At 54.4% G+C, this 25333-nt stretch carries 21 protein-coding genes, 1 tRNA gene and 1 other RNA gene; 13 read left to right on the forward strand and 10 right to left on the reverse strand.

The genetic code is table 11. The features are described 5' to 3' along the window. Nucleotides 1–18: 18 nt before the first annotated feature. Nucleotides 19–1242: a hypothetical protein gene (locus ABIK48_07065; GenBank protein ID MEO0021915.1), complete on the reverse strand. Its 1224-nt coding sequence runs from the start codon at nucleotides 1240–1242 to the stop codon at nucleotides 19–21. Nucleotides 1243–1358: 116 nt separating this feature from the next. Between ABIK48_07065 and ABIK48_07070 the strand changes: the two genes are divergently transcribed. The 3 genes from ABIK48_07070 to rpiB all read left to right on the forward strand — a co-directional run bounded on the left by ABIK48_07070 (nucleotide 1359) and on the right by rpiB (nucleotide 2901). Beyond that, nucleotides 1359–1431 (forward strand) — tRNA-Met (locus ABIK48_07070). A 100-nt stretch (nucleotides 1432–1531) separates the two neighbouring features. Then, the gene (locus ABIK48_07075) at nucleotides 1532–2461 is read left to right on the forward strand and encodes a branched-chain amino acid transaminase (GenBank protein MEO0021916.1); all 930 of its coding nucleotides are present in this window, start codon (nucleotides 1532–1534) and stop codon (nucleotides 2459–2461) included. Then, a complete protein-coding gene (gene rpiB, locus ABIK48_07080) occupies nucleotides 2458–2901 on the forward strand; it encodes a ribose 5-phosphate isomerase B (GenBank protein ID MEO0021917.1) in 444 nt (147 codons plus the stop codon). Before ABIK48_07075 ends, rpiB begins: the two co-directional genes overlap by 4 nt. Here rpiB and ABIK48_07085 read toward each other — a convergent pair. Genes ABIK48_07085 through ABIK48_07095 form a run of 3 tightly spaced genes read right to left on the reverse strand, consistent with a single transcriptional unit; the run spans nucleotide 2898 to nucleotide 7597 of the window. Beyond that, nucleotides 2898–4256, reverse strand: coding sequence for an SLBB domain-containing protein (locus tag ABIK48_07085; GenBank protein ID MEO0021918.1), 1359 nt, complete (start codon nucleotides 4254–4256; stop codon nucleotides 2898–2900). The two genes, rpiB and ABIK48_07085, sit on opposite strands and share 4 nt — an antisense overlap. Beyond that, nucleotides 4249–6462 carry a hypothetical protein gene (locus ABIK48_07090; GenBank protein MEO0021919.1) on the reverse strand — a complete coding sequence of 738 codons (2214 nt, stop codon included), beginning with the start codon at nucleotides 6460–6462 and terminating at the stop codon, nucleotides 4249–4251. Before ABIK48_07090 ends, ABIK48_07085 begins: the two co-directional genes overlap by 8 nt. Nucleotides 6463–6487: 25 nt before the next feature. Beyond that, nucleotides 6488–7597 (reverse strand): DUF362 domain-containing protein, encoded by a 1110-nt coding sequence (locus tag ABIK48_07095; protein ID MEO0021920.1) that lies wholly within the window; start codon nucleotides 7595–7597, stop codon nucleotides 6488–6490. A 126-nt stretch (nucleotides 7598–7723) separates the two neighbouring features. On the opposite strand from ABIK48_07095, the gene ABIK48_07100 reads away from it, so the two are divergent. Genes ABIK48_07100 through hcp form a run of 3 tightly spaced genes read left to right on the forward strand, consistent with a single transcriptional unit; the run spans nucleotide 7724 to nucleotide 10626 of the window. After that, nucleotides 7724–8167, forward strand: coding sequence for an Rrf2 family transcriptional regulator (locus ABIK48_07100; GenBank protein ID MEO0021921.1), 444 nt, complete (start codon nucleotides 7724–7726; stop codon nucleotides 8165–8167). Then, nucleotides 8148–8972 (forward strand): 4Fe-4S binding protein, encoded by an 825-nt coding sequence (locus tag ABIK48_07105; protein ID MEO0021922.1) that lies wholly within the window; start codon nucleotides 8148–8150, stop codon nucleotides 8970–8972. Before ABIK48_07100 ends, ABIK48_07105 begins: the two co-directional genes overlap by 20 nt. Nucleotides 8973–8982: 10 nt before the next feature. Beyond that, on the forward strand, nucleotides 8983–10626 hold the full coding sequence (gene hcp, locus ABIK48_07110) for a hydroxylamine reductase (GenBank protein ID MEO0021923.1): 1644 nt from the start codon (nucleotides 8983–8985) through the stop codon (nucleotides 10624–10626). A 6-nt stretch (nucleotides 10627–10632) separates the two neighbouring features. Here the strand turns inward: hcp and ABIK48_07115 are convergent, their stop codons facing one another. Both ABIK48_07115 and ABIK48_07120 read right to left on the reverse strand, forming a co-directional pair. Beyond that, nucleotides 10633–12447, reverse strand: a complete 1815-nt coding sequence (locus tag ABIK48_07115; protein ID MEO0021924.1) for a hypothetical protein — start codon at nucleotides 12445–12447, stop codon at nucleotides 10633–10635. 32 nt (nucleotides 12448–12479) lie between these two features. Next, on the reverse strand, nucleotides 12480–13853 hold the full coding sequence (locus tag ABIK48_07120) for a hypothetical protein (GenBank protein ID MEO0021925.1): 1374 nt from the start codon (nucleotides 13851–13853) through the stop codon (nucleotides 12480–12482). 284 nt (nucleotides 13854–14137) lie between these two features. On the opposite strand from ABIK48_07120, the gene ABIK48_07125 reads away from it, so the two are divergent. The 7 genes from ABIK48_07125 to ABIK48_07155 all read left to right on the forward strand — a co-directional run bounded on the left by ABIK48_07125 (nucleotide 14138) and on the right by ABIK48_07155 (nucleotide 19241). Then, nucleotides 14138–14392 carry a hypothetical protein gene (locus ABIK48_07125; GenBank protein MEO0021926.1) on the forward strand — a complete coding sequence of 85 codons (255 nt, stop codon included), beginning with the start codon at nucleotides 14138–14140 and terminating at the stop codon, nucleotides 14390–14392. A 19-nt stretch (nucleotides 14393–14411) separates the two neighbouring features. Beyond that, nucleotides 14412–15224: a fibronectin type III domain-containing protein gene (locus tag ABIK48_07130; GenBank protein ID MEO0021927.1), complete on the forward strand. Its 813-nt coding sequence runs from the start codon at nucleotides 14412–14414 to the stop codon at nucleotides 15222–15224. A gap of 112 nt (nucleotides 15225–15336) precedes the next feature. Then, entirely contained in the window at nucleotides 15337–16179 is an 843-nt protein-coding gene (locus ABIK48_07135; GenBank protein ID MEO0021928.1) for a fibronectin type III domain-containing protein, read from the forward strand. Nucleotides 16180–16183: 4 nt separating this feature from the next. Beyond that, a complete protein-coding gene (locus tag ABIK48_07140; GenBank protein ID MEO0021929.1) occupies nucleotides 16184–16390 on the forward strand; it encodes a hypothetical protein in 207 nt (68 codons plus the stop codon). 292 nt (nucleotides 16391–16682) lie between these two features. Then, a non-coding RNA gene (ssrS, locus tag ABIK48_07145) (6S RNA) lies at nucleotides 16683–16850 on the forward strand. Nucleotides 16851–16870: 20 nt separating this feature from the next. Next, nucleotides 16871–18439 (forward strand): ribonuclease Y, encoded by a 1569-nt coding sequence (gene rny, locus ABIK48_07150; protein ID MEO0021930.1) that lies wholly within the window; start codon nucleotides 16871–16873, stop codon nucleotides 18437–18439. Further along, the gene (locus ABIK48_07155) at nucleotides 18429–19241 is read left to right on the forward strand and encodes a TIGR00282 family metallophosphoesterase (protein ID MEO0021931.1); all 813 of its coding nucleotides are present in this window, start codon (nucleotides 18429–18431) and stop codon (nucleotides 19239–19241) included. The genes rny and ABIK48_07155 overlap by 11 nt, the downstream gene beginning before the upstream one ends. Here ABIK48_07155 and uvrA read toward each other — a convergent pair. The 4 genes from uvrA to ftcD form a co-directional block, all read right to left on the reverse strand. Beyond that, nucleotides 19229–22072 (reverse strand): excinuclease ABC subunit UvrA, encoded by a 2844-nt coding sequence (gene uvrA, locus ABIK48_07160; GenBank protein ID MEO0021932.1) that lies wholly within the window; start codon nucleotides 22070–22072, stop codon nucleotides 19229–19231. The two genes, ABIK48_07155 and uvrA, sit on opposite strands and share 13 nt — an antisense overlap. A gap of 181 nt (nucleotides 22073–22253) precedes the next feature. Then, nucleotides 22254–22877 carry a DUF4159 domain-containing protein gene (locus ABIK48_07165; GenBank protein ID MEO0021933.1) on the reverse strand — a complete coding sequence of 208 codons (624 nt, stop codon included), beginning with the start codon at nucleotides 22875–22877 and terminating at the stop codon, nucleotides 22254–22256. Beyond that, entirely contained in the window at nucleotides 22871–23719 is an 849-nt protein-coding gene (locus ABIK48_07170) for a PHP domain-containing protein (GenBank protein ID MEO0021934.1), read from the reverse strand. The genes ABIK48_07165 and ABIK48_07170 overlap by 7 nt, the downstream gene beginning before the upstream one ends. A gap of 29 nt (nucleotides 23720–23748) precedes the next feature. Continuing rightward, complete coding sequence (gene ftcD, locus ABIK48_07175) at nucleotides 23749–25263, reverse strand: glutamate formimidoyltransferase (protein MEO0021935.1); 1515 nt, start codon at nucleotides 25261–25263, stop codon at nucleotides 23749–23751. Nucleotides 25264–25333: the final 70 nt, after the last annotated feature.

Consider the following 25333-nt stretch of genomic DNA (forward strand, 5'->3'; position numbering starts at 1 on the left):
AAAGAGCTCGGCGTTGCCTCAACCTGAACCTTCCAGTGCCCAGACTTTCAGCGGATCACGGGGATCTACCGCAATCGAGATGATATTCCCGCAGGAGAGAAAGTCCGGACAACGGCGCCAGTTGGAACCGTTGTCGGTTGAACGGTAGACCGCGTCGTTGAGACACTCAATGTAGACCGTCGCCGGATCTTCCGCCAGCGCCACAACTTTGACCTGACTGAGATACAGCTCTTCAATCAGATTTTCCCAGGTGTCACCATAGTTGGTTGACCGGAAAAGCCCGGTCTTGGTGCCGACATATACAGTAGGGGTGCTGTTCGGACTGGTCATCAGGCAGAAGTTAGGCGTACCGGTCAGCCCGCGATTGATCACCGTCCAGGTCCGACCGGTATCCTGACTGCGATACACACTGCCGCTCGTCGAGGCGTAAAGCACCGCCGGGTTGCCGGATGCCCCGGTGAGCCGGTAAACTGCGCTCACACTCGCTGTCCTTGTCCAGGTCTGACCGCGATCGGTGGAACGATAGATACCGCTGGTGTAGGGTGCTACAAAGATCAGATTCGGATTTGCCGGACTGATATAGATCGCATATGGATAATAACCGCTGATTCCGAACGGCAGCTCCTCCCAGGTCTGACCCCGGTCTGAGGAACGATGGAGCGTCGTCAAACCCGAAGCCCGGTAGCCGCCGACATAAACGGTGGCGGTATCAACCGGATCAACCGCCAGTGAATAACCATAGGCGTTGGCAGTTGTCGTATCAAAATAAAAGGCAGACCAGGTATTGCCACCATCATCACTTCGGACCAGTACCTGTTTATAAGGACTGGCACCATAGTAATAACCGGCAGCGTAGATAACATTGGGATTTCGCGGATTGAAAGCCATCTCCCGGAAATAGTTGGAACCGGGGGTATTCAACCGTGTCCAGGAGGCACCGCCATCAGTTGTCCTGTAGATTGAAGACCCCAGGCAGGCGTAAACGATATTAGGATTGGCAGGATGGACCAGCAGATTATAAACATAACCCGAGAGCACACCCCCAGTCTGAACCCAGGTTATCCCTTCATCGGTCGATTTTACCAGCCGTGTGGAGCTGTTATAGGGGGCAAAATAGATCACTGCCGGACTGGTATTGCTGATGTCCCCTGAATACACATTACCGCCACCAGGACCAACCGGTGTCCAGAGCGCCAGCAGTAAACTGAAACAGACGCTAACGATCACCAGTAGCCTCTTCAATAATACCTCCTTTCAGGTTATAAATTTATATTAAAAACCCTTTGCCCGCTGTCAATGAACGCCCCCTGCTCGGCGCAGTTTGACTTGAACCTGCCGATAATTAAAATCTGAAAAAGGGTGGCGTAGCTCAGCTGGCAGAGCAGTGGAATCATAATCCACGGGTCAGGGGTTCGACTCCCTTCGCCACCATACATGCAAAGCAGAACGCAGTGATTATATTACTTCAGTTCAATAAAAAGGATGGCGGAGCCCAGCGGTTCCGCCTTTACTTTTATTAAAAGGAGGTCAAATGGGCCTTGAGGAAACCAAGTCCAGGTTCATCTGGATGAATGGCAACTATGTCCCCTGGGAAGAAGCAAAAATCCACATCTGCTCCCATGTAATTCACTATGGCACCGGTGTCTTTGAAGGTCTGCGCTGTTATAAAACGCCGAAAGGCCCGGCGGTCTTCCGGCTGTCCGACCATACCAACCGCCTTTTTAATTCGGCAAAAATCTACCGGATGGAAATACCGTTCACCCGGGAGCAGATCAATCAGGCAACGGTGGAACTGATCAAAAAGAACGAGCTCGATGAATGTTACATCCGGCCGATCGTCTATCGCGGCTACAAGGAGCTGGGGGTAAATCCATTCGGCTGCCCGGTCGATGTTGCCCTGATCACCTGGAAATGGGGAAAATACCTCGGCCCGGAGGCGCTGGAACAGGGTGTGGATGTCATGGTCTCCTCCTGGAACCGGATGGCACCCAATACCTTTCCCGCAATGTCCAAGACCTGCGCCAATTATATGAACTCCCAGCTGATCAAGATGGAGGCAATTACCTACGGGTTTGTCGAGGGTATCGCCCTTGATGTCTTCGGCTTTGTCTCTGAAGGCTCTGGCGAAAACCTGTTTGTCGTGCGCAATGGTGTTATTTACACCCCGCCGCTTCATGCCACGATCCTGCCTGGAATCACCCGCGATACCATCATCACCCTGGCCCGCGAACTCGGATACGAGGTCCGGGAGACGATGATGCTGCGGGAAATGCTCTATCTGGCGGATGAAATTTTCTTCACCGGCAGCGCTGCCGAAGTAACACCGATCCGCTCGGTTGACCGGATCACCATCGGCAACGGCAGGTGCGGACCGATCACCCGGCGGCTCCAGCAGGAGTTCTTTGCCATCATTGAACTCAAGCGGGAAGACCGGTACGGCTGGCTGACATTTGTCCGATGAAAGTTGCACTGGGTGCGGATCACCGCGGTTGCAGGCTGAAGGAAGCGCTGAAACCGCTCCTTGCCCGGCTTGGACACCGGATAATAGACTGCGGCACATTCACGACCGACCGGACCGACTATCCCGATTATGCCTTTGCCGTCGGTGAACTGGTCGGCACCGGCAAGGCGGACCGGGGGATACTGATCTGTGCTACTGGAATCGGCATGTCCATTGCTGCCAACAAACTGCCCGGGGTGCGGGCGGCGCTCTGCCTTAATGAAAAAATGGCCCGTCTCAGCCGGGAGCACAACAATGCCAATATTCTGTGTCTTGGTGCGGACCTGCTCACTCCGGAAACGGCAAAAAGGCTCGTTCGGGTATTTTTGAAAACAGAATTTAACCGGGGGCGTCATGCCCGCAGAATCAGAAAAATCTCTTTAAGGGAAAAGAAAATTTAACGCTGCAGCGCAATAACCGTCAGGATCAGGGAAACGGTAGGAATTCCGACCTGAGAAATGATCGTTACCACATCCTGCCACCATCTGATGCCGTAACGGGGCACAATAATGACATCGCCTGCCTCCACTACCGGATTGGATTTTGCCGGAATGCGTTTTCCCTGACGAACAATCATTACCCCGGCTAAATTGCCATTTTCCGTAGGTCCGCCCGCCTGCCCGACATAATCACTTACCCGGAAATGCGGGGTATAGAGAAACGAACCGGGGTTGGTCACTTCTCCCTGGACATAGACGAAAGAGTTGATTGGCGGCACCACCACCACATCCGCATTTACCAGTTCAATATTCTGCGAGGAATCGTTTTCAAAAATTACCCGATGCAGGTCGACCGGAATCCTCTTCCTTTCTCCATTTCCTCCCAGCACCAGCCGCTCGACATAGCAGTTGTGCAGATCGGCCCAGGGTGTGATGCCTCCCGCCTTCCGGATCAGATCAAAAACCCGCTCACCCGGCTTCAGTTCGTATACCCCTTCGCTCATTCTCTCCTTTTCGGTGGTTAAGGCGGACGCACGAATTCGGTATTCCCCCCTCCCGAACACAGCGCCCCGTACCGTTACCAAGCCTTCCACCGGTGGCACATAAATAACGTCACCCGATTCAATAAACGGGTTTGCCTGCAGGTCACCCTCATTTTCAAACCGCTCAATGTCCACATTGGCGAATGGCAATCCACCGCGGATCAATACGATTCTGGTTTTGGACCCGAGGGGCGACAAGCCGCCGGCACGGGCGATCAGCTGCGAAACCCGCTCAACCGGCGAGGCATTGTAGGCACCGGGATATTGAACCTCACCAGTGACAAAAACAATCGCTGACCGCAGTCCCATCAGCGTAAGCTTAACCTCAGCATCCCGGAAGTAGCGACGCATCACCTGAGTCAGCGTATCCTGGGCCTGACGCAGTGTAAGTCCAGAAACGGTGACTGCATCCACCACATCCAGCGTTAGAGACTTTCCTGTGCCATCGTACGATGGTGCCAGTGGCCCGAGCGGCAGATTGACCGTAATCTTTCCTTCATAGGTAATCATACTCTGGTAGGAAAATGTCGCTTTCCCCCGGACCGTTACGAGCAGCCGGTCGCCGGGCATCAGAATATACTGGTCCGATATTATCGGGCTCTCCACCCCCACAAGACTGGGCACGGGCGAAACTGATGGCTGCAGCAGTCCCTGGATGTTCATCCCTCCCATACCGGTTAAACCACCAGACTCCTGGGCAGAGACTCCGGTCCAGCACAGCAGCATAAGACAGGTGGCAACAAAAATTGTGCTGCCTTTTTGACAGTTAGACACGCTGGATTGTAAAACGGGATTTACCCAATGTCAACAACTGACCAACAGCACTGCTTAATTTCACCGCCGCAATTATCAGGATTGTATTCACAACTCCGGTGACCGGCACCAGCACCACTGCCACGGTAAATCCGCCGATTGCACCACCGGAAAAATCCAGTACCCCTAACAGACCGGCGGTCCTGCCACCACTGGAAATCTCTGTCTGACGCTCGGTGCTGGCAACCGCGAACTGCCAGCCTAATATCAACCCGGCAAACATCAGCGTTAACACCAACAGCGCCTGTCCACCGCTGCGAGCAAATCGAAGTATCATCCCCAGTATTGCCAAAAGCATCAGATCACCACCCAAGAAAAGCAACCCCGGCCGGCCCTTTTGGAACCACTTGCTCAGGTATGCACCCGCCACCGACCCGAGTATAAAACCGGCAAACAGCACTGCTACTCCGGAATAAACTGAACCAAAGCGGAACTGATAAACCATAATTGTCAGCGTCGAAACTCCAGCACCGGCAAAACCTGAGCTCATTATCCCGAAACCACGGGCAAAACCGGAGTATAACAGACTGCCAGCGATGGCAACCACTATTACTAGTACTAACAGCGGCAATGTTGATTGCGCTACCACCAGCGGCAGTCTTGCCATCAACGCGGCAATTCTGGGGGAAAATCGCCGGCTCTCGCGCACCAGATTATAAAACAGCTCCACCGGCAGCAAATCATGATTTATCAACCCCAAATTTACTACTTTGCTCCGGAATCGCTGCTGCCGGAACGAATCAAGCAGATGAGAGAGATACTCCGGAGTTAAAACCGTCAACCCCGGATTTTCCAGTCTCAACCGGTTGGCAAGCGCTTCCGGTGAAATTTCAAGCGGTTGCATGCTGGCAATTATCAGGGGTATATCAAGACCCATAGCATAAACACAGTGAAATACCCGGCCGAGTGTTGACTGTCTGATTCCGGCAATCACTCCGGCTTCAAAAACCAGATTATCACCACTGCCGGGTATCGGTATAACCACCATGCCACCGGTCTTCAATCTCCGGGCACACTGTTGATAAAATTCAACACTGAAGAGACGATTGGCATTAAGATTCGTCGGTGCGGACAGGGGAACTATGATCACGTCAAAACTGTCATTAATCACATTGAAAAACCGGCGCGGGTCAGCGGTCACTACCTGCACCCTGGGTTCAGACATCATTTCAGCAACCATCCGGCCCCCCGCCCGTTCCGTTTCTGCAACCAGTACCGGATCAAGCTCAATCACCTGCACCCGGGAAACCGGAAATCTCAGTACCTTATTAATCAGCCCAATTCCTCCCCCTCCCAGAATCAGGACATCCCTTGGCCTCCCATGAAACAACATCGGCAGATACCCCAGCTGCTCATCCCGGATAATTTCGGACCGAGGTATATCCATGACCACCGTTCCATCATAAAGAACCTGCCGGCGTCCCTCTCTTTCAAGTGTAACCAGCTTGCCATAAGGCGACTCGCGGACCGCAAGCACCCGGTGTCCGTGCCAGACCGCCTGCATTAAACTGCGGCTGAGACTGTCAGCAAGCACGGAGGACACCAGCACCAGCAGACTGCCTGCCGAAATAATGAACATCGCCGGGATTCGTCGGGGATAAATCAGTGCCAGCACAATCAGCATCACACCGGTGAAAAGAAGAACGATCCCGATCCCGGCAAGTCGGGAAAGGAGCAGAAAGTAAAGCAGCAGACCGGCGAGAAAGGTTCCCAGCCCTTCCCAAATGTAAGTCCGGCTGACACCGGTCCATCGATCAACCTGAGAAAAAATTTCGGCTGATAATGAAAACAGTGCGCCGTGCGTGCCTGCCGGCAGCAGCACAGCCAACACCGTAATTATCATCAACTGGTGCATACTCAGAATTTCACCGGGAATTAGACCCGACAGTTTCGGACTGAATATTATCAAAAGAACACTGACAATTGTGGAGAACCCGGATAATACCCCGATTCCTGTAAACCAGTCCCAAAGCTTTCTTCCCAGCCTTTGGGCATACCTGCCACTAAACCAGGCGCCCAGCCCTTCAAACAATAGCCAGGCGGAAAGTAAAATGCCGGCGGAAATCTCATTACCGGCAAAGATCCCGAGAAATTCACGGAAAATCACCACCTGCGCGATCAAACCCAGCGCACCGATTACCGCTACCGCCCCTGACAATAAAAACAACTGAACCTCGCCCGATGCGGTCTGTTTACAGTAGCAGACAGCCCTTCTGCTCGTATTCCTGAAATAGCCGGCCCCAGCCGGTCTCACGACGCCAGCGCTCGTAAATTTTGCGTTCCTTTAAGGGCCAGTGAATGAAATCGTGATTGAATTCGGAAACGAAAATCGGAATGTTCACCAACCAGGTCCGGAAAATCAGCTTCTGCAGAAACCGGGTCGGGCCATACCAGGAAAGCCAGCCCAGAAACCGGTGGAATGACAGACCGACCTTGAATCCCCAGTTCTCGTTTGAAATATCATCACCCACCACCTCAATCTCCCTGGGATCACCAACCCCCAACCCCTGTTCATGCGCCAGCCGGATATATTTAATTGTCATCGGATCAAAACCCATCATCTTTGCTGCAATCGCATCAATTGCCACCTGATCGGCTGAAGCCAGAATTACATTCTTCACTACCGGCCGGACTGTTCTCGGTCCCGGTCCATCCCCGGCAGTCGTGCCATCCATCACCGCAAAGATGCCCGGATGAATCTCCTTCTGAATTGCCAAGAGGTCCACCAGTGTCTCATGAATCCAGGTATGTGTGTAATGGCGGTGCGTTGAAAGCAGTCCGCCAAAGGCGTTCTTCATTGCGCCGGTCGTGGTGGTGTAGATATGGCATTTCACGGTGGGTAGATGAACGATATTCTTGCCGATGAAGTAATCCGGAATGCGCAAACCTTCCGGGTAAATATGATTCAGTGCCAGCAATTTCGCCTTCGGTTGGAAGGGAATCCATTTCATATCCGATTCCCTGAAATTGTAGAGGACTGGCAGCCCGCACTTCTGAAAAATCGGCACATAGCGGTTGAGGTCCTCGCCCTTATGGGTGTCGATTACTACCGTCTTGTTCTGAACCACTGCCAGGTCCCGGTAACCAAGATCATGCAACCCCAGTATCGTTCCCTCCAGCTGCCAGGGAGTCGTATTAGCGCCGGGCATCGGAAAATGCCAGGAGATGTTATCCTTGAGAATTGTTGTAACCCCGGGCTTAAGGTGCTTATCCGCTTCCGCCAGCCTGATCAGCCGGCGATAGTCATCAAGTACTGTCTCAGGTCTGGTAAACAGAACCGCCACCTTGGAACGTGTACTCATATTTATAATTATAACCGGGAAAATTCTTTCCGGCAACTGCAACCACACCTAGCATCATCAGCTGGCACATGAAATTTTTATTGACAGACCGCTCAAATTCTGGTATTATTATACCATAATATAATTATGAGTGATTTTTTTAATATTCCGGATGCAATCCGGCTGGGATTGCATGCAGTGTTGGTACTTGCCAACAGCCAGCAGCGGCTAACCATCAGCACGATGGCCCGCACCTTGGGTGTTTCTGCCGCACACCTCGCCAAGGTTCTTGCCCGGCTTGAGCAGTCAGCCATTGTTGAGGGGAAACCGGGACCGAAAGGGGGGTATCAACTTGCGCGTGCTCCGGACAAGATTTCGCTGCTGGAAATATATGAAGCACTCTCCGGACCTCTGCAGATTGAAAGATGCCCGCTGGCTGTACCTTTATGTTCACGAAACGACTGCCCGCTCGGACCGTTTTTCCAGAAGCTGAATCGGACCATACGCAGCAAGCTGCAACAAACGACACTTCAGGATATAAAATTTGACTTTAAAAGAAAAGGAGAAAAGAATGGGGAAAAGATCCCGTAAAATCATCAGCATTAACGAAGAAAAATGTACGGGGTGCGGCCAGTGTATCCCCAACTGCCCCGAAGGCGCTCTGCAGATTATTGATGGTAAGGCACGGCTGGTTTCCGACCTCTTCTGTGATGGACTGGGAGCATGTGTTGGCACCTGCCCCGAAGGCGCACTGACCATTGAGGAACGCCCGGCAGAACCTTATGACGAAAACAAGGTGATGGCAAATATCGTCCGATGCGGTCCGAATACGATTGCTGCTCATTTGCGTCATCTAAAAGAGCACGGGGCTCACCGGTATTATGAACAGGCTGTTGCCTATCTTCAGCAGCACAACATACCGGTTCCTGAAGAAAATCAGCAGCCTTTACCCTGTGGTTGCCCGGGAACGCAGGTCCGGAGGATTGAACACAGCCCTGGGGAAAACAGAAATCAGCTACTGGCAGGCAATTCACACTTAACCAACTGGCCCGTTCAGCTGATGCTCGTCCCGGTAAATGCACCTTATTTCAGCCAAAGCGACCTGCTGATTGCTGCTGACTGTACCGGTTTCGCTCTGCCGGATTTACATGAGCGGTTTCTAAAAAATCGGATACTTTTGATCGGCTGCCCGAAGCTGGATGATGCCGGTTTTTATCAGGAAAAGCTGACCCGCATCTTTCAGGAAAATGATGTCAGGTCGGTTACTGTTTTACACATGGAAGTACCCTGCTGCTTCGGACTTGTACAGCTGGTGCGTCGGGCAATTCAGACAAGCGGCAGGGATATTAAATTTCAGGATATTACCATTGGTATTGATGGTAAAACCAAGGAGTAGAAAAATGGAAATGTTCTGTTATCAGTGTGAGCAGACCGCAAAGGGAACCGGTTGCACGGTGCAGGGGGTCTGCGGCAAGGACCCGGTTACCGCCGCGCTTCAGGACTTGCTGATTTATGCTGTCAAAGGTATCGCTCAGTATGCCCATCGTGCTCGGAAACTGGGCATAACCGATGATGAAGTAAATCTGTTTACTGTGGAGGCACTGTTCTCGACGATAACCAATGTTGACTTTGATCCTGAACGGCTCCAAGTGCTCCTGCACCGGGCTTGTGAACTCAAAGAAAAAATCCGGCAGCGTTATGAGCAAGCAGCAAAACAGCAGGGGATCGCTCTTGAAAAACTTACAGGACCGGCAGCATGGGCTCCAGCTCTCACCCTGGATGGCCTGTTGGCCCAGGCAGAGCCTGCCGGTATTAAAGCTCGACACCGACAGTTCGGCGATGATCAGGCTGATCTGATGGATTTAATACTTTTCGGACTGAAAGGTGCCTCCGCCTACACCGATCATGCTGCAATTCTCGGCAAAAAAGATGACAGAATCTTTGCCCAGTTTCACGAGCTACTGGATTACCTGACTGCCGACAGCTTTGACACCGGCGAACTGCTCAACCGGGCATTGGCGGTTGGCAAGCTGAATCTGAAGGTAATGGAACTGCTGGATTCAGCAAATACGGGCACTTATGGTGACCCGGTGCCTACCCGAGTCCGGGTGACACCGCTGCGCGGTAAGGCGATCTGCGTATCCGGACATGATTTACGGGACCTCGAAGCACTGCTCGAGCAGACTAAGGATGAAAACATCAACATCTATACCCATGGTGAAATGCTGCCTGCTCATGGTTACCCCAAACTCAAGGCCTATAGACATCTTGCAGGTAATTTCGGTTCTGCCTGGCAGAACCAGCAGAAGGAGTTTCCCCTGTTTCCAGGAGCAATCCTGATGACGACCAACTGTCTGCAGCGGCCCATGGACAGCTACAAAAACCGGATTTTCACCTCCGGACTGGTTGCCTGGCCTGGAGTGGCCCATGTCCATCGTGATGATTTCTCGCCGGTGATCAAAGCAGCACTGGAGCAGCCCGGATTTACAAGTGAAGGACCCGAACATTTTATTACAGTCGGTTTTGGCCGGAACACCCTGCTGAGCAAAGTTGACGAAATTGCCGAATCAATCCAATCTCAGCGTCTCCGGCACCTGTTTCTCATCGGTGGCTGTGATGGTGCCAAGCCCGGGAGGAACTATTACACTGAATTCGCCCAGCTGGTTCCTCAGGACTGTCTGATCATCACCCTTGCCTGCGGTAAATACCGCTTCAACAAACTGGAATTCGGCACGGTTGAAAACCTGCCTCGTTTAATGGATGCAGGCCAGTGTAACGACTCCTACAGTGCGATCCGGTTTGTAACCGCGCTCAGTGAGAAACTGAACGCCAGCCCGAACGAAATTCCACTGTCTTTTGTCCTTTCCTGGTATGAACAGAAGGCGGTTGCGGTCCTATTGACTCTGTTGTATCTGGGAATAAAAAATATCCGGCTCGGGCCTTCCCTCCCGGCATTTCTAACACCAGGTATCGTAGAAATTCTCCAGTCGAACTTTAATATCATGACCATAACTGAGCCAGCTGAGGACATGAAGGCGATTCTGGGCTAACCGCTCTTAATGTACAACGATCAGCTTAGTTACCAGCAGAACAGAATGCTGATCGCATAACCGGATAAAGCAGATACCCTTCCCGGACCCGCTCAGTTGAATGGGCAGAGTTCCGGTTCGTCCGGATACCGTCTGCTGCATCAAGATTCTTCCGGACACATCAACCACTTCAATTCTGGCGTTCCGCCTGTCCCCAAGATCATAGGCAACTTTAATTCTGCCGCCACCCGCCGGATTGATCACCATCAGCCGGGGATTATTATCGACTACGCCCCCATCCCCCATTGCTGCCGTGCGTCTTGGCAGCTGGGGCTGGACGATTTCGGGCCCGGGTACATAACGCCACACTTCACAGGTTTTATTACCCTTCAGGGCAAACAGCGCTGCATTGCCATAACTGGCAATATCGCCGCCATCCTTCACCCGCTTCTTTCTACCAGTTGAACCGAAACTGGGAATTGTATCTGCTTCTGTCCAGGAATCGCCGTCAGGTATGTAGCGCCAGAGCTCGCAGGTGTTTCCACCCTTGAGCGCAAATATTGAATTATAAGCCCAGGTTGCGCATCCTCCCTCTTTGGAACGCTTCCTCGTCTGCAGCCTGGGACTGGTATAAGGCATCCCGGCGAGAGGTGTCGGCAACCAGTCGTGAACTGTAAGATCATAGCAGTAAAACTCGTGATATTTTGCCTTATGGGCATAAATCCGTGTGTCGCCATCATAAACCAGCCACGAACCCCGATCCCATTTGGTAATTCCAGGTGCTGAATTCAGCACCTCCCACTGATGCACCAGTGTATTATACCGGCAGAAATCGTTTCGCTGTCCTTTCAGAAGATACACATAAGGTATTCCGCCATCAATTACAAATACCAGATCTGAACCACCCTTTATCTTCCGGTTGCTCGGTTCGTAAGGCACATCAGGTAGCTGCTCCCACTCATTATAGAAACTGTTATACCGCCAGAATCCGAGTGTATTGTTGCCCTTGACCGCATACACAAACCCGGCATTATCTGAACACCCGTTCGCCCCTTTATCCGGCTTTTTCCCTTCCCGGCCGTCAGGCCAGGACGCCAGTGTATCCCAGTTGTTATTAATCGGGTCATACCGGTAAAAATCGCGGCACTTATTCCCTTTTGCTGCGTAAATCAGCCCGGAACTCTGATCCACGACCAGAAAACCGCCCGAACTGACACCTCTTCCACTCGGAATTGTAGGCATCATCTCCACCTCATGCCACCCCACAGGCCATGGAGGACGCGCTAACACCTTGAACAGAAGAGATACCGTATCATTTACCGGATTCTCATCGCCAGCCAGCGCCACCGAACAGCGTGCAATATGCGGACCGAGATAAGGCAGGCGCACGGGTACAAAATCAACAACCGTATCTCTACCCGGTCCCAAGTGTATTGGTCTGCCATTCTGGTAAATCGGAATTACCCCCCCCGCGATCCTGATCGAAAAAACCGCCATGAAATTCACTTCCCTGCTGCCAAGATTCGCCACCCGGGCTCGGGGTGTGACCTGATTAATCGTATCCACTGCGCCAGCTGGAGCGATGATTTCAACTGCAGCTGCATCATAACGGACCAGTCTCGGTCGGGGATGCCAGTATCCAATCCAGGCGATGAAATTCCCACCGGTCGCATACCCGATGGTTGTCTGGTGAAAACTGCCATAACCGATGTAATTTCCTCCGCTTGCCGGCACCCCGCCTTCGTCAATAACCCACTCCGGCAGACGATAATTTTGCCCCGAAGCGATGGAACCCGCAATCAAAACCAGTGCCATAAAACCCACGTGAAAGATTCTCCTCATACCCACCTCCATCCCATCACCGGATCGCCAGATTACCGTTCCGGCGAGGCTTCGGTGCTCATCTCAACCTTAAGTGGCACTGCCTGCGCTGGTGGCGCAGCTGGCGCTGCGGGAAATCGCAGACTTTCACTTCCGCGTCTTAATCCGATCACCCGATAATAAAACCCGGCGCTCGACCGGCCGTTATTCAACTCATACACATCAAACCCAGTCTCATCCGCTTTCACATATACACCATTACAGTCATCGGTCAGCGTGACAAAAACCCGGAGTGGGTGATCTTTATCAACTGTTATACAATCCAGAAATACCGGATCCAGGTTTACTCGACAATGACCGTTAACGAGTTGCGCCTCGCCGAAGTCCTCAAAGAAGGGCTGAGGTGCCTCCGGGCAGAAAAGCACCCGTGGTCCGAAGCTGGTTGTCATAACCGTCGATTTTGTCCCGTCACTGAGTATGCCGTAGCGTGTCCCACCGTAATTATAGGCAATATAGGCCTTGACCGAATCCGTGCCATAGGTGCGGAAAAACCCGCCACACCGCTCACCGCTCAAATTGCGTGCCAGGCCATAAACTCCAAATCTCGTCCCGTTAAACGCACCACCGCATCCGGCCGCCAGCGTCCAGACGGTATCGGTGATCCGGTTCCCCATAGTTGCGATACCGGTCCCATTGGTATCGTGGGCATAGGCAAACAGCCCGAAACGCCGGGCCGAAAATGCACCCCCGGAACCGTTAATAAGATAGAAAAGCGTATCGTTATTGCCGCTACCGGCAACTCCTGTACCGGAGACATTGGTATTATGACCCCAGACTCCGAAGTTACTGCCATTGGCGTTAGTACCGTAGATTGCCGGACCATTGGCGATCCCGATCGCTGATGCCCGCAGCTGTCCGCCAGCAATACCGCTGCCGGAAATCCAGAAATTGGCATTGGGCTGCAGGGTGGTGCTGTTGAAAATGAACTCATCAGCATGCCTCCCATCCAGCTGATCCGCATTATCTGCCTTTGCCGAATGGATACCGTAAGCCATGCTGGTAATTTCAGTCCTGGGAGAAAGCCGCACCCCGCTCACCGTCAACTGCAACCAGCGTCGTTCCCCGAGGCGGAAAATTGTAGTATCGCTTTCCTGCAACTGGAGCTTGACATTGAAAACCCCCTGCTGCACCAGAACCGAAGAATGCGTCTGCCACCAGAGCCGGTTCCCTCCAGTTTCCGCATCGTAAATTTCAAACAGCATCGAAAGTGTGGCAGAAACCGGATTACCACTGGCATCAGTAAGATAGCCCTGATAATTGATATATAGTGGCACGCCATCCTTGGTGCCCAAGAGCGCACTGTTCTGGCTCGCCGGTTGATCAGCAGACATCAGTCCGGCTGACACCAGTATCCACAGCAACGACATCCTCAGCATCTAAACCTCCTTTGCTTATATAAAATCTTATTCTACCCCACCCTTTTCCTTCCTTTTAAAATAGTAAATATTAATCGCCTTTTGTCAACAAGTTTCTAAATATTGCCCCTGCCTGACTTACTTTATTCTAAAAATGAACTGCTTGACAGTAAACCGCTGGAGATTACAATTATTGCCACTAAGACTGAAACAAGCCTTAGGTTAAGGTTGAGGCGCGAATGAGAATGCGGCGTGCGTTCTCAACCGCGAATTAAAATATAAAAAGGAGGACTACCGTGAAAAAACTAATCGCCGCTTGTGCAATCATCGCACTGGTGTTTGTGCTCGGTTGTCCGAGCAAAAAGAGTGAGGAACCCAAACCGGCTGCAGCTGAGAGCACATTAACCGCTCCAGCTCCTGAGTCGGTTGCACCCGCACCGGCTCCGACTGAGTCACTCGCCCAGCCGGCACCGACTCCTGCTCCTACCCCAGCTCCTCAGCCCAAGCCGGCAGAACAGCCTTCTGGCAAACCGCCGAAGGTTGGACGTTAAAAAATAAAAAGGAGGCATAATGAAAAGGCTGCTCCCGATACTGACTATCCTTGCCTGGATAGTGCTGGGAGTTGTCTCCATTGGATCGGATTGCAGTTCGATTGTTGGGGGTGCACCCTCCGGACTACAGGTAACTGCGGACACTGATTCCACGGTCAAAATTACCTGGAATGCACCGGCTGAAGGCACTCCGGATAAATACATCGTCTACTTCCAGGAAACTGGCACTTCGGGCTACACGACAATCGCTAATAACATCACCACCACCCAGTTCGTCCATAATCCCAACGGCAAGACCGGCACCTACAAGGTAGCGGCAATGTTCGGCTCCCAGGAATATCAGAGCCTGACTACCGTATCCACGGTTCCGGTAGCCACTTCAGCGCTCACGGTAGCTGAACTCAATGCTGCCGGGAACTCCGGCTACGGCTGGAATCGTACCAGCGGTACAGGTGCGACCTACTCGATGACTCAGGCAGCGAATGCCGCCAATGTCGATTTCTACATCACCGACTTCCAGACAACTACTTATTCAATCGCCAGCCCGGACCAGGGTCCGACCGACCCGGGTAATGTTGTACCGGCAGGTTCCTGGCGGGTAAATGGCATTGCTGGACCGCTGACATCTGAAAATGCTCCGCTGCCTGCTCATTCCAGCACTGTATATTTCAACTATCAGGATATTACCCAGACACCGTTCCTTGCCGGTATCTACACGCAGGATGGCTATTATGCACTTGCCAAACTCGACGGCTTCAACGCCGGGGATAAAACCTATCAGGTCTCCGGCTGGTTCCAGCTTATCAAGGGACTGCGGTTGATTCAGCACTGAACTGAGTTCTTAATTAACCGAGCCCCCATAATGGGGGCTCTTTTTTTATTGTGAAAAACTTGAGCGGTCTTAATTTGACAACCGGGATTCTGTGATTAGCCTGATTAATATAATGCAGGAGGCAAGTGTGAAGAAAGCCCTTTATTCAGGTTTAAGCTTGGTCGCGGGCACCGCGGCTGCACTGCTGGCTGGCTGCGGGGTCATCGGCGGCCCGCCGGCAAACCTGCAGATCGCCGCTGCCAGTGACACTACTGTCCAGCTTGTCTGGACAACACCAGCCGAGGGTATGCCTGACAGCTATCAGATTTACTTCTGTCCGGCAGGGGAAACCACCTTCGTCCTGATTGGTGATACCAGCACGAGCGTTTACATCCACAATCCCCACGGAATCACCGGCAGGTATCAGATTTCTGCCATTTTTGCCGGCAGAGAATATAAATCTGCCACCATTCTGAGCACCGTCCCCGTTTACACCCCGCCGAAATCCATTTCCGAACTGGACGGCACGGGGAACGCCGGGTACGGCTGGGATCTGGATTCCGGCTATGCCCGCACCTACTCAATGCGTCAGGTCGGCAATGCCCAGTTCGTCCACTGCTATCTGACCGACTTCACTACCGGCACCAGCGGTCCCTACCGCCTTGCCAGCCCCTCTATGGGACCGTCTGATCCCTCGGGTGTTGTGCCCACAGCGAACTGGGACAGCACCTGGCTCACCAACCCGCTCACGGATGAAAATGCGCCTCTGCCTCCAGTCAATGCCACCACCTATTTCAATTATACCACTGTCCCGGAAACCGCCCTGCCCGCTCTCATCGGTATCTACATTCCCCATGAAAATCAGAGTTATTTTGCCCTGCTGAAGGTCAATCTGGTAAACCGGGCGAACGCCACGGTTGAACTGGAATCCTGGCTCCAGCCGGTCCCGGGTCTGCATCTGATCTATCACCGCTAAGCCGATGAAACCAGATTTTCCTGCCGATCGGAAGCTGTACGAACAGCTGAACGAGCTGGAAGAGAAGATTGACCAGGCGGTGGAACTGCTCAGCCGGCTCCGCCGGGAAAACCGGGACCTGCAGGAGAAAATTGCCCGACTGGATACACTGCGCCTGAAGCTGATTGACCAGCTGAACTCCATCATTGACAAGATTGATTCCCTGTTGTAAAGTATATCATTAAAAAGGGAGCCGGAATGAAGAATTTTGTAGTTCGTGTTTTTGGCAGTGAATACAATATCAGGTCCGATCAGGACGCCGATTATGTTTTGCAGGTTGCCGAAATTGTTGACCGGAAAATGAAGGAACTCAGCACCCAGTTTCAACAGCCGAATACCGCCCGGACTGCGGTACTGGCATCGATGAATCTGGTCGACGAATACCTGCAGCAAAGTCGTTCCCAGCAGGAAAGGCTCCGGCACCGGATCGGCATGCTCATTGAAAAGCTGGATCAAGTAATTAAGGCTCCCTGCAGTGTCCGTGATAGTGGCTGAGTCTTGAGCCAACACCCCTTGAACGGGGGCTACGATAGAATGGTGGAGTGCCGCCGCAAGGCAGCGTGAAACCATTCTGAGGCTCCCACCTGTCTTAAGGGTTCAGAGACCGCGCTACACGACACCGCAGGGTTTTATTTTGTATTAAGGAGGCGCTATGGACTGGAATATCATCATCCCCATCGCTACCGCGGTGGTTTTGGGAATTATCGGATTCTGGCTCGGCATCAGTGCCAGCCGTCGTGCGGCGCGGAAGTTTCTTGCCGAGCGCGAGGCGGACGGTGCGGCGATTATTGCCGAGGCGAAAAAACGGGCAGAAGAAATTCAGCGTCAGGGGGAAATCCGGGCAAAGGAAGACTGGGACCGCGAACGCGTAAAATTTGAAGCCCAGACTTCAGCTGCCCGGCGGGAACTGGAACGACTCGAACAGAAACTCGCTGAACGGGAGGCCTTCCTCGCCCGGCGCGAAGCGGTGCTGACCCAGAAAGAGGCGGACCTGATCAAGAAGGACCGGGATCTGGCGGCGCGGGAAAAACTCACCCGGGCAAAGATGGAGCGGCTTGACCAGTTGATTGAACAGGAGAACGCCCGGCTTGAACGTATCGCCGGACTCTCGGCTGAAGAGGCAAAGCGCGAACTGATTCACAACCTTGAGAATGAAGCCCGGCTCGAAGCTGCCCGGCTGATCAGAGAGATCAAAGAGGAGGCAAAGGCACGGGCTGAAGCCGAAGCCCGTGAGGTGATTGCCGCTGCCATCCAGCGCTGCGCCATCGCCCACACCTCGGAAACCACGGTATCGGTCGTCAACCTGCCCTCGGATGAGCTTAAGGGCCGCATCATCGGCCGGGAAGGCAGAAACATCCGCACATTTGAGGCAATCACCGGGGTGGAGGTCATGATTGATGACACTCCAGGTGCGATTATCATTTCCGGGTTCGACCCGGTCCGCCGCGAAATCGCCCGCCGGGCAATGGAAAAGCTGGTTCAGGACGGCAGAATTCATCCGGCAAGAATCGAAGAGGTGGTCAGTCGGGTTCAGCAGGAGATGGATCAGATCATTAAATCCACCGGCGAAGAAGTAGCGCTCGAACTGGGTATCATCGGTCTGCACCCGGAACTGGTGAAATTTCTGGGGAGACTCCGCTTCCGTACCAGTTATGGCCAGAATGTTCTGCTCCACAGCCGGGAAGTTGCCTACCTTGCGGCGCTGATGGCGCAGGAACTGGAACTGGACCCGGTGATTGCCAAACGTGCGGGTCTGCTCCATGACATCGGCAAGGCGGCGGATCAGACCCTTGAAGGCACACATGCTCAGATTGGTGCGGAGCTCGCCCGGCGCTATGGAGAAGAACCGCTTGTCGTCAATGCGATTGCCGCCCATCACGAGGAAACAACCATGGATTCTGCCTATGCCTTCCTCGTCGCCGCTGCTGATGGCGTATCCGGCTCCCGGCCTGGTGCCCGGCGGGAAAGCTTTGAAACCTATATCAAGCGGATTGAAAACCTGGAGGCGATCGCCGCCTCCTTCCCGGGTGTTGAGCGGGCATATGCGGTCCAGGCGGGCCGGGAGATCCGGGTGCTGGTCGAACCGGCTAAAGTATCGGATCAGGATGCGAGTGAGCTTGCTGCCCGCATTGCGAGTCAGATTGAATCGGAATTAAAATACCCGGGGCAAATCAAGGTCACGGTAATCAGAGAGACCCGGGCAGTCAATTATGCCCACTGAACGGATTCTGTTTCTGGGTGATGTCTGTGCCGAGCCGGGCCGGGAGGCGGTTAAACACCTGCTACCCGGATTGAAGGCGACATTTCACCCCGGTTTCTGTATTGTCAATGGTGAAAATGCCGCCGGTGGCTACGGCATTACACCGAAACTGGCTGAGGAACTTCTGCGCGCCGGTGCCGACTGCATCACCACCGGTGACCACTGCTTTGACCGCCACGAACTCTGGGAGTTTCTGAACACCGAAGAAAAGATTCTCCGCCCGCTCAACTTTCCACCCGGAGCACCGGGCAGAGGCTTCGGCGTCTATGAGCTGAAATCGGGTATCGGCAGAATCGCAATTATCAATCTTGTAGGCAGAGTCTTCATGAAACCGGTTGACTGTCCGTTCCAGCGCATCCGGACTCTCCTCCCGGAGATTCGCAGTCGGACACCGGTAATCATCGTTGACTTTCACGCCGAAGCCACCGCGGAAAAACGGGCAATGGGCTGGTTTCTTGACGGCCAGGTGTCCGCGGTTATCGGCACTCACACCCATATTCAGACTGCCGATGAAGAAATTCTGCCCGGGGGCACCGCCTACATCACCGATGCCGGCATGTGCGGTGCTTTTGATTCAGTGCTGGGTATGAAGAAGGACCTGTCCCTGCGCCGGCTCATCGAACAGGTTCCGCTCCGGCTCCAGCCGGCAACCGGCGACATCCGGCTCAACGGCGTAGTGGTTGACATCGACACCGAAACCGGCCGGGCGGTCCGGATTGAACGGCTCGTCCGGAAATATCCGGGACCGGCTCAGGAGCGCTGAAGCCTGAGCAGCGGTCTGAGAAACCGGCCGGTCCAGGATTGAACGCAGCCGGCAACCTGCTCCGGCGGACCGGCGCATACAACTCTGCCACCCTCATCCCCGCCTTCCGGTCCAAGGTCAATCAGCCAGTCGGCACACTTGATCACCTCAAGGTTGTGCTCAATCACCACCACCGTATTTCCCCGCTCCACCAGCCGGTTCAGAACCCCGAGCAGCAGCCGGACATCCTCAAAATGCAGACCGGTGGTCGGCTCATCAAGGAGATAAAGCGTTCTGCCGGTTCCGATCTTCGACAGCTCCCGGGCAAGCTTGATCCGCTGTGCCTCACCGCCGGACAGGGTCGGTGCCGGCTGACCCAGCTGGATATAGCCCAGGCCGACATCCTTCAAAAGCTTCAGCTTCCGTTCTACCGGGGGGATATTAATGAAGAAATCGTAGGCCTCATCAACGCTCATCGCCAGCACCTCGCTGATATTTCTGCCCTTGTATTTCACCTCCAGCGTCTCCCGGTTATAGCGCCTGCCCTTGCAGACATCACAGGTCACATACACATCCGGCAGGAAATGCATCTCGACACGGATAATCCCGTCTCCGCCGCACGCCTCACACCTGCCGCCGCGGACATTGAATGAAAACCGGCCCGGCTTGTAACCGCGCAGCCGTGCCTCCTTTGTCCGGGCAAAGAGCTCCCGGATCGGACCGAAGGCACCGGTGTAGGTTGCCGGATTCGAGCGAGGTGTCCGGCCGATCGGCGACTGATCAATATTGATCACCTTGTCAATTTTCTCCAGCCCGACGATCCGCCGGTGCGCCCCCGGCTTCTCAAGTGAACTGTAAAAGTGGCGTGCCAGCGCCCGGTAAAGGATATCGTTGACCAGCGTTGACTTGCCCGAACCCGAAACCCCGGTCACACAGACCAGCAGCCCGAGCGGAATCTCAACATCAATATTCTTGAGGTTATTCTCCCGGCACCCCTCAACCCGCAAAAAACCGCGCTGCGGTTGACGCCGCTCCTTCGGCACCTCAATCCGGCGCCTGCCTGCCAGATAGGCACCGGTGATCGACTTCGGACAGGCGATGATCTCCTCGGGCCTGCCCTGCGCCACCACCCGGCCGCCCTGTGCCCCGGCACCCGGACCCAGGTCAATCACCCAGTCCGCCTCCCGGATTGTCTCCTCATCATGCTCAACGACAATCACGGTATTACCCAGGTCCCGCAGACCCTTGAGCGTTGACAGCAGTTTCCGGTTGTCCCGCTGATGCAGACCGATTGACGGCTCATCCAGGATGTAAACCACCCCCACCAGCCCGGAGCCGATCTGAGTTGCCAGCCGCACCCGCTGTGCCTCGCCCCCACCCAGACTTTCGGTCGTCCGGTCGAGTGTCAGATAGTCCAGACCTACCTGCTGCATAAATCCGAGCCGGCGCCTGATTTCTCTGAGCACCTCCCGTGCCACCGTCTGCTCCTTCGGACTCAACTTCAGTTCATCAAAGAACCGCAACGCCTCCTTCACCGACATCCTGGTCACCTCCGCAATATTCAGCCCGGCAATTTTCACCGCCAGCGCCTCCGGCTTCAAACGCGTGCCGTTGCACTCCGGACAGGGCAGAACCGACATGAACTGCTCCACCCACTCCCGCCGCGCCTCAGACTCAGTCTCACGGTAAACCCGCTCCAGATAAGGCACCAGCCCCTCATACCGGTCCTGCCAGGTGTATTCCCAGTCGTCACTCTCATAACGGAACTTCAGTTCCTCATCGGTTCCGTAGAGAATTGCCTGCCGGGCGGTCTGGGGCAGTTCCTTCCAGGGTGTCTCCAGACTGAATTTGAATCTTTTCGCCAGCGCTTCAAGCTTGCCCAGCAGCCAGCCGCTTTTCTCTCTTGCCTCCCCCCAGGGTTCCAGCGCTCCGTCAAGAATTGAAAGGTTCGGATCTGCAATCAGCCGGTCCGGGTCAATCTCCATCTTTGTCCCCAGACCGTGACATTTGGGACAGGCACCATAAGGGGAGTTGAAAGAAAACAGCCGGGGGGAAATTTCCTCATACGAAAAACCACAATCCGGACAGGCGAATGCCGAAGAAAACACCCGCTCCTCAAAATTCCCCTCCTTATCCCCCTCAACCAGAACGATGCATCTCCCCTGCCCCTCATTCAGCGCCAGCTCCACCGAATCGGCAAGCCGCTTGCGCACCTCAGCCCGGACCGTGAGCCGGTCGATCACCAGCTCAATATTATGCTTCTTATACTTCTCCAGCGGTGGCACATCCTCAAGTTCATAAATTTTTCCGTCCACCCGCACCCGGATATAACCCCGCCGTTTCGCCTGCTGGAGCTGCTCGCGGTACTCCCCCTTTCTCCCCCGCACCAGCGGTGCCAGAATCACAATGCTGGTGCCTGCGGGCAGACTGAGCAGACTGTCAACAATCTGGTCGCTGGTCTGGGAACTGATCGGCCGGTCACATTTCGGACAGAACGGCCTGCCCACCCGGGCAAAGAGCAGCCGCAGATAGTCATAAATTTCGGTGGTTGTCCCCACCGTTGACCTCGGGTTCCGGGCGCTGGTCCGCTGCTCAATCGCAATTGCTGGTGACAGCCCGGTGATCTGATCACAGTCCGGCTTCTCCAGCATCCCCAGAAACTGCCGGGCATAAGCGGAAAGCGACTCAATATACCGGCGCTGTCCTTCGGCATAAATCGTATCAAATGCCAGCGACGACTTGCCGGAACCGGAAATTCCGGTAATCACCACCAGCCGGTTTCTGGGAATGTCCAGACTGATGTTCTTCAGATTATGCGCTCTCGCCCCACGGATTGAAATCACATCCTGCATCTGGACTTTTAGTATAAACCGCCCCCAACTCAAATCAATACCGCTGCCCTGCACCCTCCGGTGTAAAAAACCACCCAATCTGACTCAACCGACCGATTTAACAAACCACTACCGATCGGAAAAATCCGGCAGCGAATATTTAACAGGGTGGGGAAATAATACTTATAATTAACTGTGCCCCTCAGTGGGTAAGAAAATAGCAGATAATATTAATCCCCATCCGCAGCGCCTGCTCCCGGACTTCAGGCGGATCGTTATACCGGTCGGTCCAGCCGTCGGAGATATTGGAGTTATAGGTATAGAAAACCGCCAGCCTGCCGCCGACATAAAGCCCGTAACCCCGGGGCGGACCCTCGTAATGCTCATGAATCTTCGGCGGACCGTTGGGAAAATCATAAAAGCAGTGGTAAATCGGATGGTCAAATGGCAACTCAACCAGTTCCGAATTGGGAAAGACCTTCTTCAGCTCCCGGCGGAATGATTCATCCATACCGTAGTCATCATCCGCATACAGAAATCCGCCTGCCTCCAGATAGCGCCGGAGCCTGGTTACCTCCTCCTCGGAGAAGCTGACATTACCGTGTCCGGTCATGAAGAGAAACGGATACTGATAGAGCCGTTCATCAAGGAGCGAGACCTGCGCCTCATCGGTGATACAGCGGATGCTCGTGCGCCGGTTGAGCTCCCGGCACAGATTGGGGATGATCTCCGGGTCATTATACCAGTCGCCGCCACCACTGTATTTCAGCCGGGCAAGCTGGAGCTGACCGGAAAGAAGTGGCAGGAACAAAAGCAGATTCAGCATTTTTTCACCCGGCGCTTGAGCGCCATCAGATACTGATAGGGCAGCCGGACATCACCGAGATAAATCCGGCCGAACTTCCGGCCACCATGACAGTCGGAACCGCCGGTGACCAGCAGCCCGTTCTTCTGGGCGACCTCGAGATAATGCTCCACCGCCCGCTGATTGTGCTCCGGATGCCACACCTCAATCCCGTCAACCCCTGCCGCAATCACCAGATAGACCAGCCCGTCATTGCCATAGGTTGCCGGATGGGCGATCACCGCCAGCCCGCCCGCCTGATGAATCCGCTCAATCACCTCCGCCGGTGTCAGTCGCAGCTTGGGAAAGTATGCCGGACCGTCATAGCCGATGTATTTTTCAAACGCCTCGCTCATCGTCGCCACCCCGCCCGCCTCCACCAGCGCCTGCGCCACATGCGGTCTGCCGACCGCACCCGCACCGGCAATCTCCTTGACCCGCTCAAAACTCACCCGCCATCTCCCCGCTGCCAGTTCGTTCAGTTTATTCACCATCCGTTCTGCCCGCTGGAGCCGGAACTCCCGCACCCGGGCAAAGAACTCCTGCACCCCGGCACCCCGGTAATCGATATAGTAACCGAGAATATGGACATCGGTACCATTGACATTACAGCTCAGCTCCACACCGGGCACAATCTCCACCCCGGACCGCTTGCCCTGTGCCTTTGCCCGCTCAATGCCCTCGACCGAGTCGTGATCGGTGATCGCAATTGCGCTAAAGCCCATCTGCTCAGCCCGGATAACCAGCTCCTCAGGTGTAAACAGGCCATCGGAAAAAATGGTATGCAGATGCAGGTCAACTACCGCCGGCTGACTACCCTTCAATTAACGACCGCCTTTCGCCGGATAACCGGTTAACTCATCCTTCTGGCAACCGTATCCAGGTAACCCTTAACCAGCCCTTCCAGCTCTGAAGACAGCTCATCCAGTGTCTCCTGGATGCCGGCAACAAAATCCCGGTCTCTGATACCGCCGAGATTGATCAGCACATTGAGCCTGGCACCCCGGAAGGCGGCATCAAGATTAAGCGTTGCTACTCCGGCATCACTGATTGAATTCTTGTTACCGTATTCCACGACCGGTTTTGCCAGCTTCAGCACCTCCAGCGCCAGCTTCATCGTCCGCAAGGGCACCTCGGCAGCCCGCTTCAGCGCCTCACTCACCGCCCGCTCCCGCTCCTGTCGTTCCGCCTCAGTCATCTTCGGCAGCTTGTATGCCTGCATCACCGCCTTGAACGACTCGGCATCCTCATCCATCAGACTGATAAACCGCTCGCGCAGCGGAATCAGCCGGTCCCTCACCGCTTTCAGCTCCTCCTCAAACTCCTCATAACCCTTCTTGCCGATCGTCAGATTTGCCACCATTGTGAACAGCGCGGTGCCGATCGCACCATTGAGCGCCGCTGCGGTCCCGCCCCCCGGTACCGGCGCCGAAGATGCCAGCTCACTCAGAAAGTCAGGCAGACCCTGAGCCGGCACCAGCCGGTTTTCCAGAATCTGCTCCTTCTTGAACTCATTCAACTGGAGATAAAACTTCGCGCAGTCCACGAGCGCCGCCTGCGGCACCAGTCCGACAATTTCCGACTCCACCACATTCACCCCGTAACGCTGTGCCTCCCGCTTCACCGTTTCAAACACCCGGTAAAGCGGTGTCTTGGTATAATCGGTCATGTTGATCGACACCTGGGCGCAGTTCTTCTCCTTGAGTTCAAACCCCAGCGCCTTGACATACCGGAACCCGCCCGAGCGGAACCGGATCGCCTTGGCGATCTTCTCGGCAATCTTCACATCCGGCGTGGAGAGGTTGATATTATAGGCAATCAGCGGCGCCCGCACTCCGACCACGGTCGCACCGGCGGTCGGATGCAGTTCGGGCCGGCCGAAGTCCGGTGCCCGGTCCGGATCAGTCTTAATCGCCTCCCGCAACCCCTCAAACTCACCCTGCCGGATGTTTGCCAGGTCCTGCCGGTCCGGCCTGGTCGCCGCCAGTTCATAGAGGTAAACCGGTATTCCCAGTTCATCCGCAATCCGCTTGCCCAGCCGCTTTGCCAGCTCAATGCACTCCGCCTGTGTCACTCCGGAAATCGGCACAAACGGAATCACATCGGTGGCACCGATCCGCGGATGCTCACCCTGATGTTTTGTCAAATCAATCAGTTCCGCTGCGGTCTTTGCCGCCCTGAACGCCGCCTCCAGCACCGCCTCCGGCTCGCCGACAAAGCTGATCACCGCCCGGTTGTGGTCCGCATTCATCTCCTGGTCCAGCAGCGTCACCCCGGTCACCGACCTGATACTGCTGACAATCTGTTCAACAACCTCAGGCCGCCGGCCCTCGCTGAAATTGGGAACACATTCAACAATTCTTCTCATTTTTTCTGCTCCTTTCAGGCTGAAAACGGTTTTCTCAATCATAACCGGCACAGCAAAACTGTCAAATCGG

Source organism: candidate division WOR-3 bacterium (genome assembly GCA_039801085.1).
In the GTDB taxonomy this organism is placed as follows: Bacteria; Hydrothermota; Tepidihabitantia; order Tepidihabitantales; family Tepidihabitantaceae; genus JAOABP01.

Bases quoted from the DNA above. Each gene is read 5' to 3' on its own strand.
- ABIK48_07135 (MEO0021928.1), top strand. From the start codon at position 15,337: ATGCAGGAGGCAAGTGTGAAGAAAGCCCTTTATTCAGGTTTAAGCTTG.
- ABIK48_07140 (MEO0021929.1), top strand. From the start codon at position 16,184: ATGAAACCAGATTTTCCTGCCGATCGGAAGCTGTACGAACAGCTGAAC.
- ABIK48_07100 (MEO0021921.1), top strand. From the start codon at position 7,724: ATGAGTGATTTTTTTAATATTCCGGATGCAATCCGGCTGGGATTGCAT.
- ABIK48_07155 (MEO0021931.1), top strand. From the start codon at position 18,429: ATGCCCACTGAACGGATTCTGTTTCTGGGTGATGTCTGTGCCGAGCCG.
- ABIK48_07165 (MEO0021933.1), bottom strand. From the start codon at position 22,877: ATGCTGAATCTGCTTTTGTTCCTGCCACTTCTTTCCGGTCAGCTCCAG.
- ABIK48_07095 (MEO0021920.1), bottom strand. From the start codon at position 7,597: ATGAGTACACGTTCCAAGGTGGCGGTTCTGTTTACCAGACCTGAGACA.
- hcp (MEO0021923.1), top strand. From the start codon at position 8,983: ATGTTCTGTTATCAGTGTGAGCAGACCGCAAAGGGAACCGGTTGCACG.
- rpiB (MEO0021917.1), top strand. From the start codon at position 2,458: ATGAAAGTTGCACTGGGTGCGGATCACCGCGGTTGCAGGCTGAAGGAA.
- ABIK48_07130 (MEO0021927.1), top strand. From the start codon at position 14,412: ATGAAAAGGCTGCTCCCGATACTGACTATCCTTGCCTGGATAGTGCTG.
- ABIK48_07120 (MEO0021925.1), bottom strand. From the start codon at position 13,853: ATGTCGTTGCTGTGGATACTGGTGTCAGCCGGACTGATGTCTGCTGAT.
- ABIK48_07115 (MEO0021924.1), bottom strand. From the start codon at position 12,447: ATGAGGAGAATCTTTCACGTGGGTTTTATGGCACTGGTTTTGATTGCG.
- ABIK48_07105 (MEO0021922.1), top strand. From the start codon at position 8,148: ATGGGGAAAAGATCCCGTAAAATCATCAGCATTAACGAAGAAAAATGT.
- ABIK48_07075 (MEO0021916.1), top strand. From the start codon at position 1,532: ATGGGCCTTGAGGAAACCAAGTCCAGGTTCATCTGGATGAATGGCAAC.
- ftcD (MEO0021935.1), bottom strand. From the start codon at position 25,263: ATGAGAAGAATTGTTGAATGTGTTCCCAATTTCAGCGAGGGCCGGCGG.
- uvrA (MEO0021932.1), bottom strand. From the start codon at position 22,072: ATGCAGGATGTGATTTCAATCCGTGGGGCGAGAGCGCATAATCTGAAG.
- rny (MEO0021930.1), top strand. From the start codon at position 16,871: ATGGACTGGAATATCATCATCCCCATCGCTACCGCGGTGGTTTTGGGA.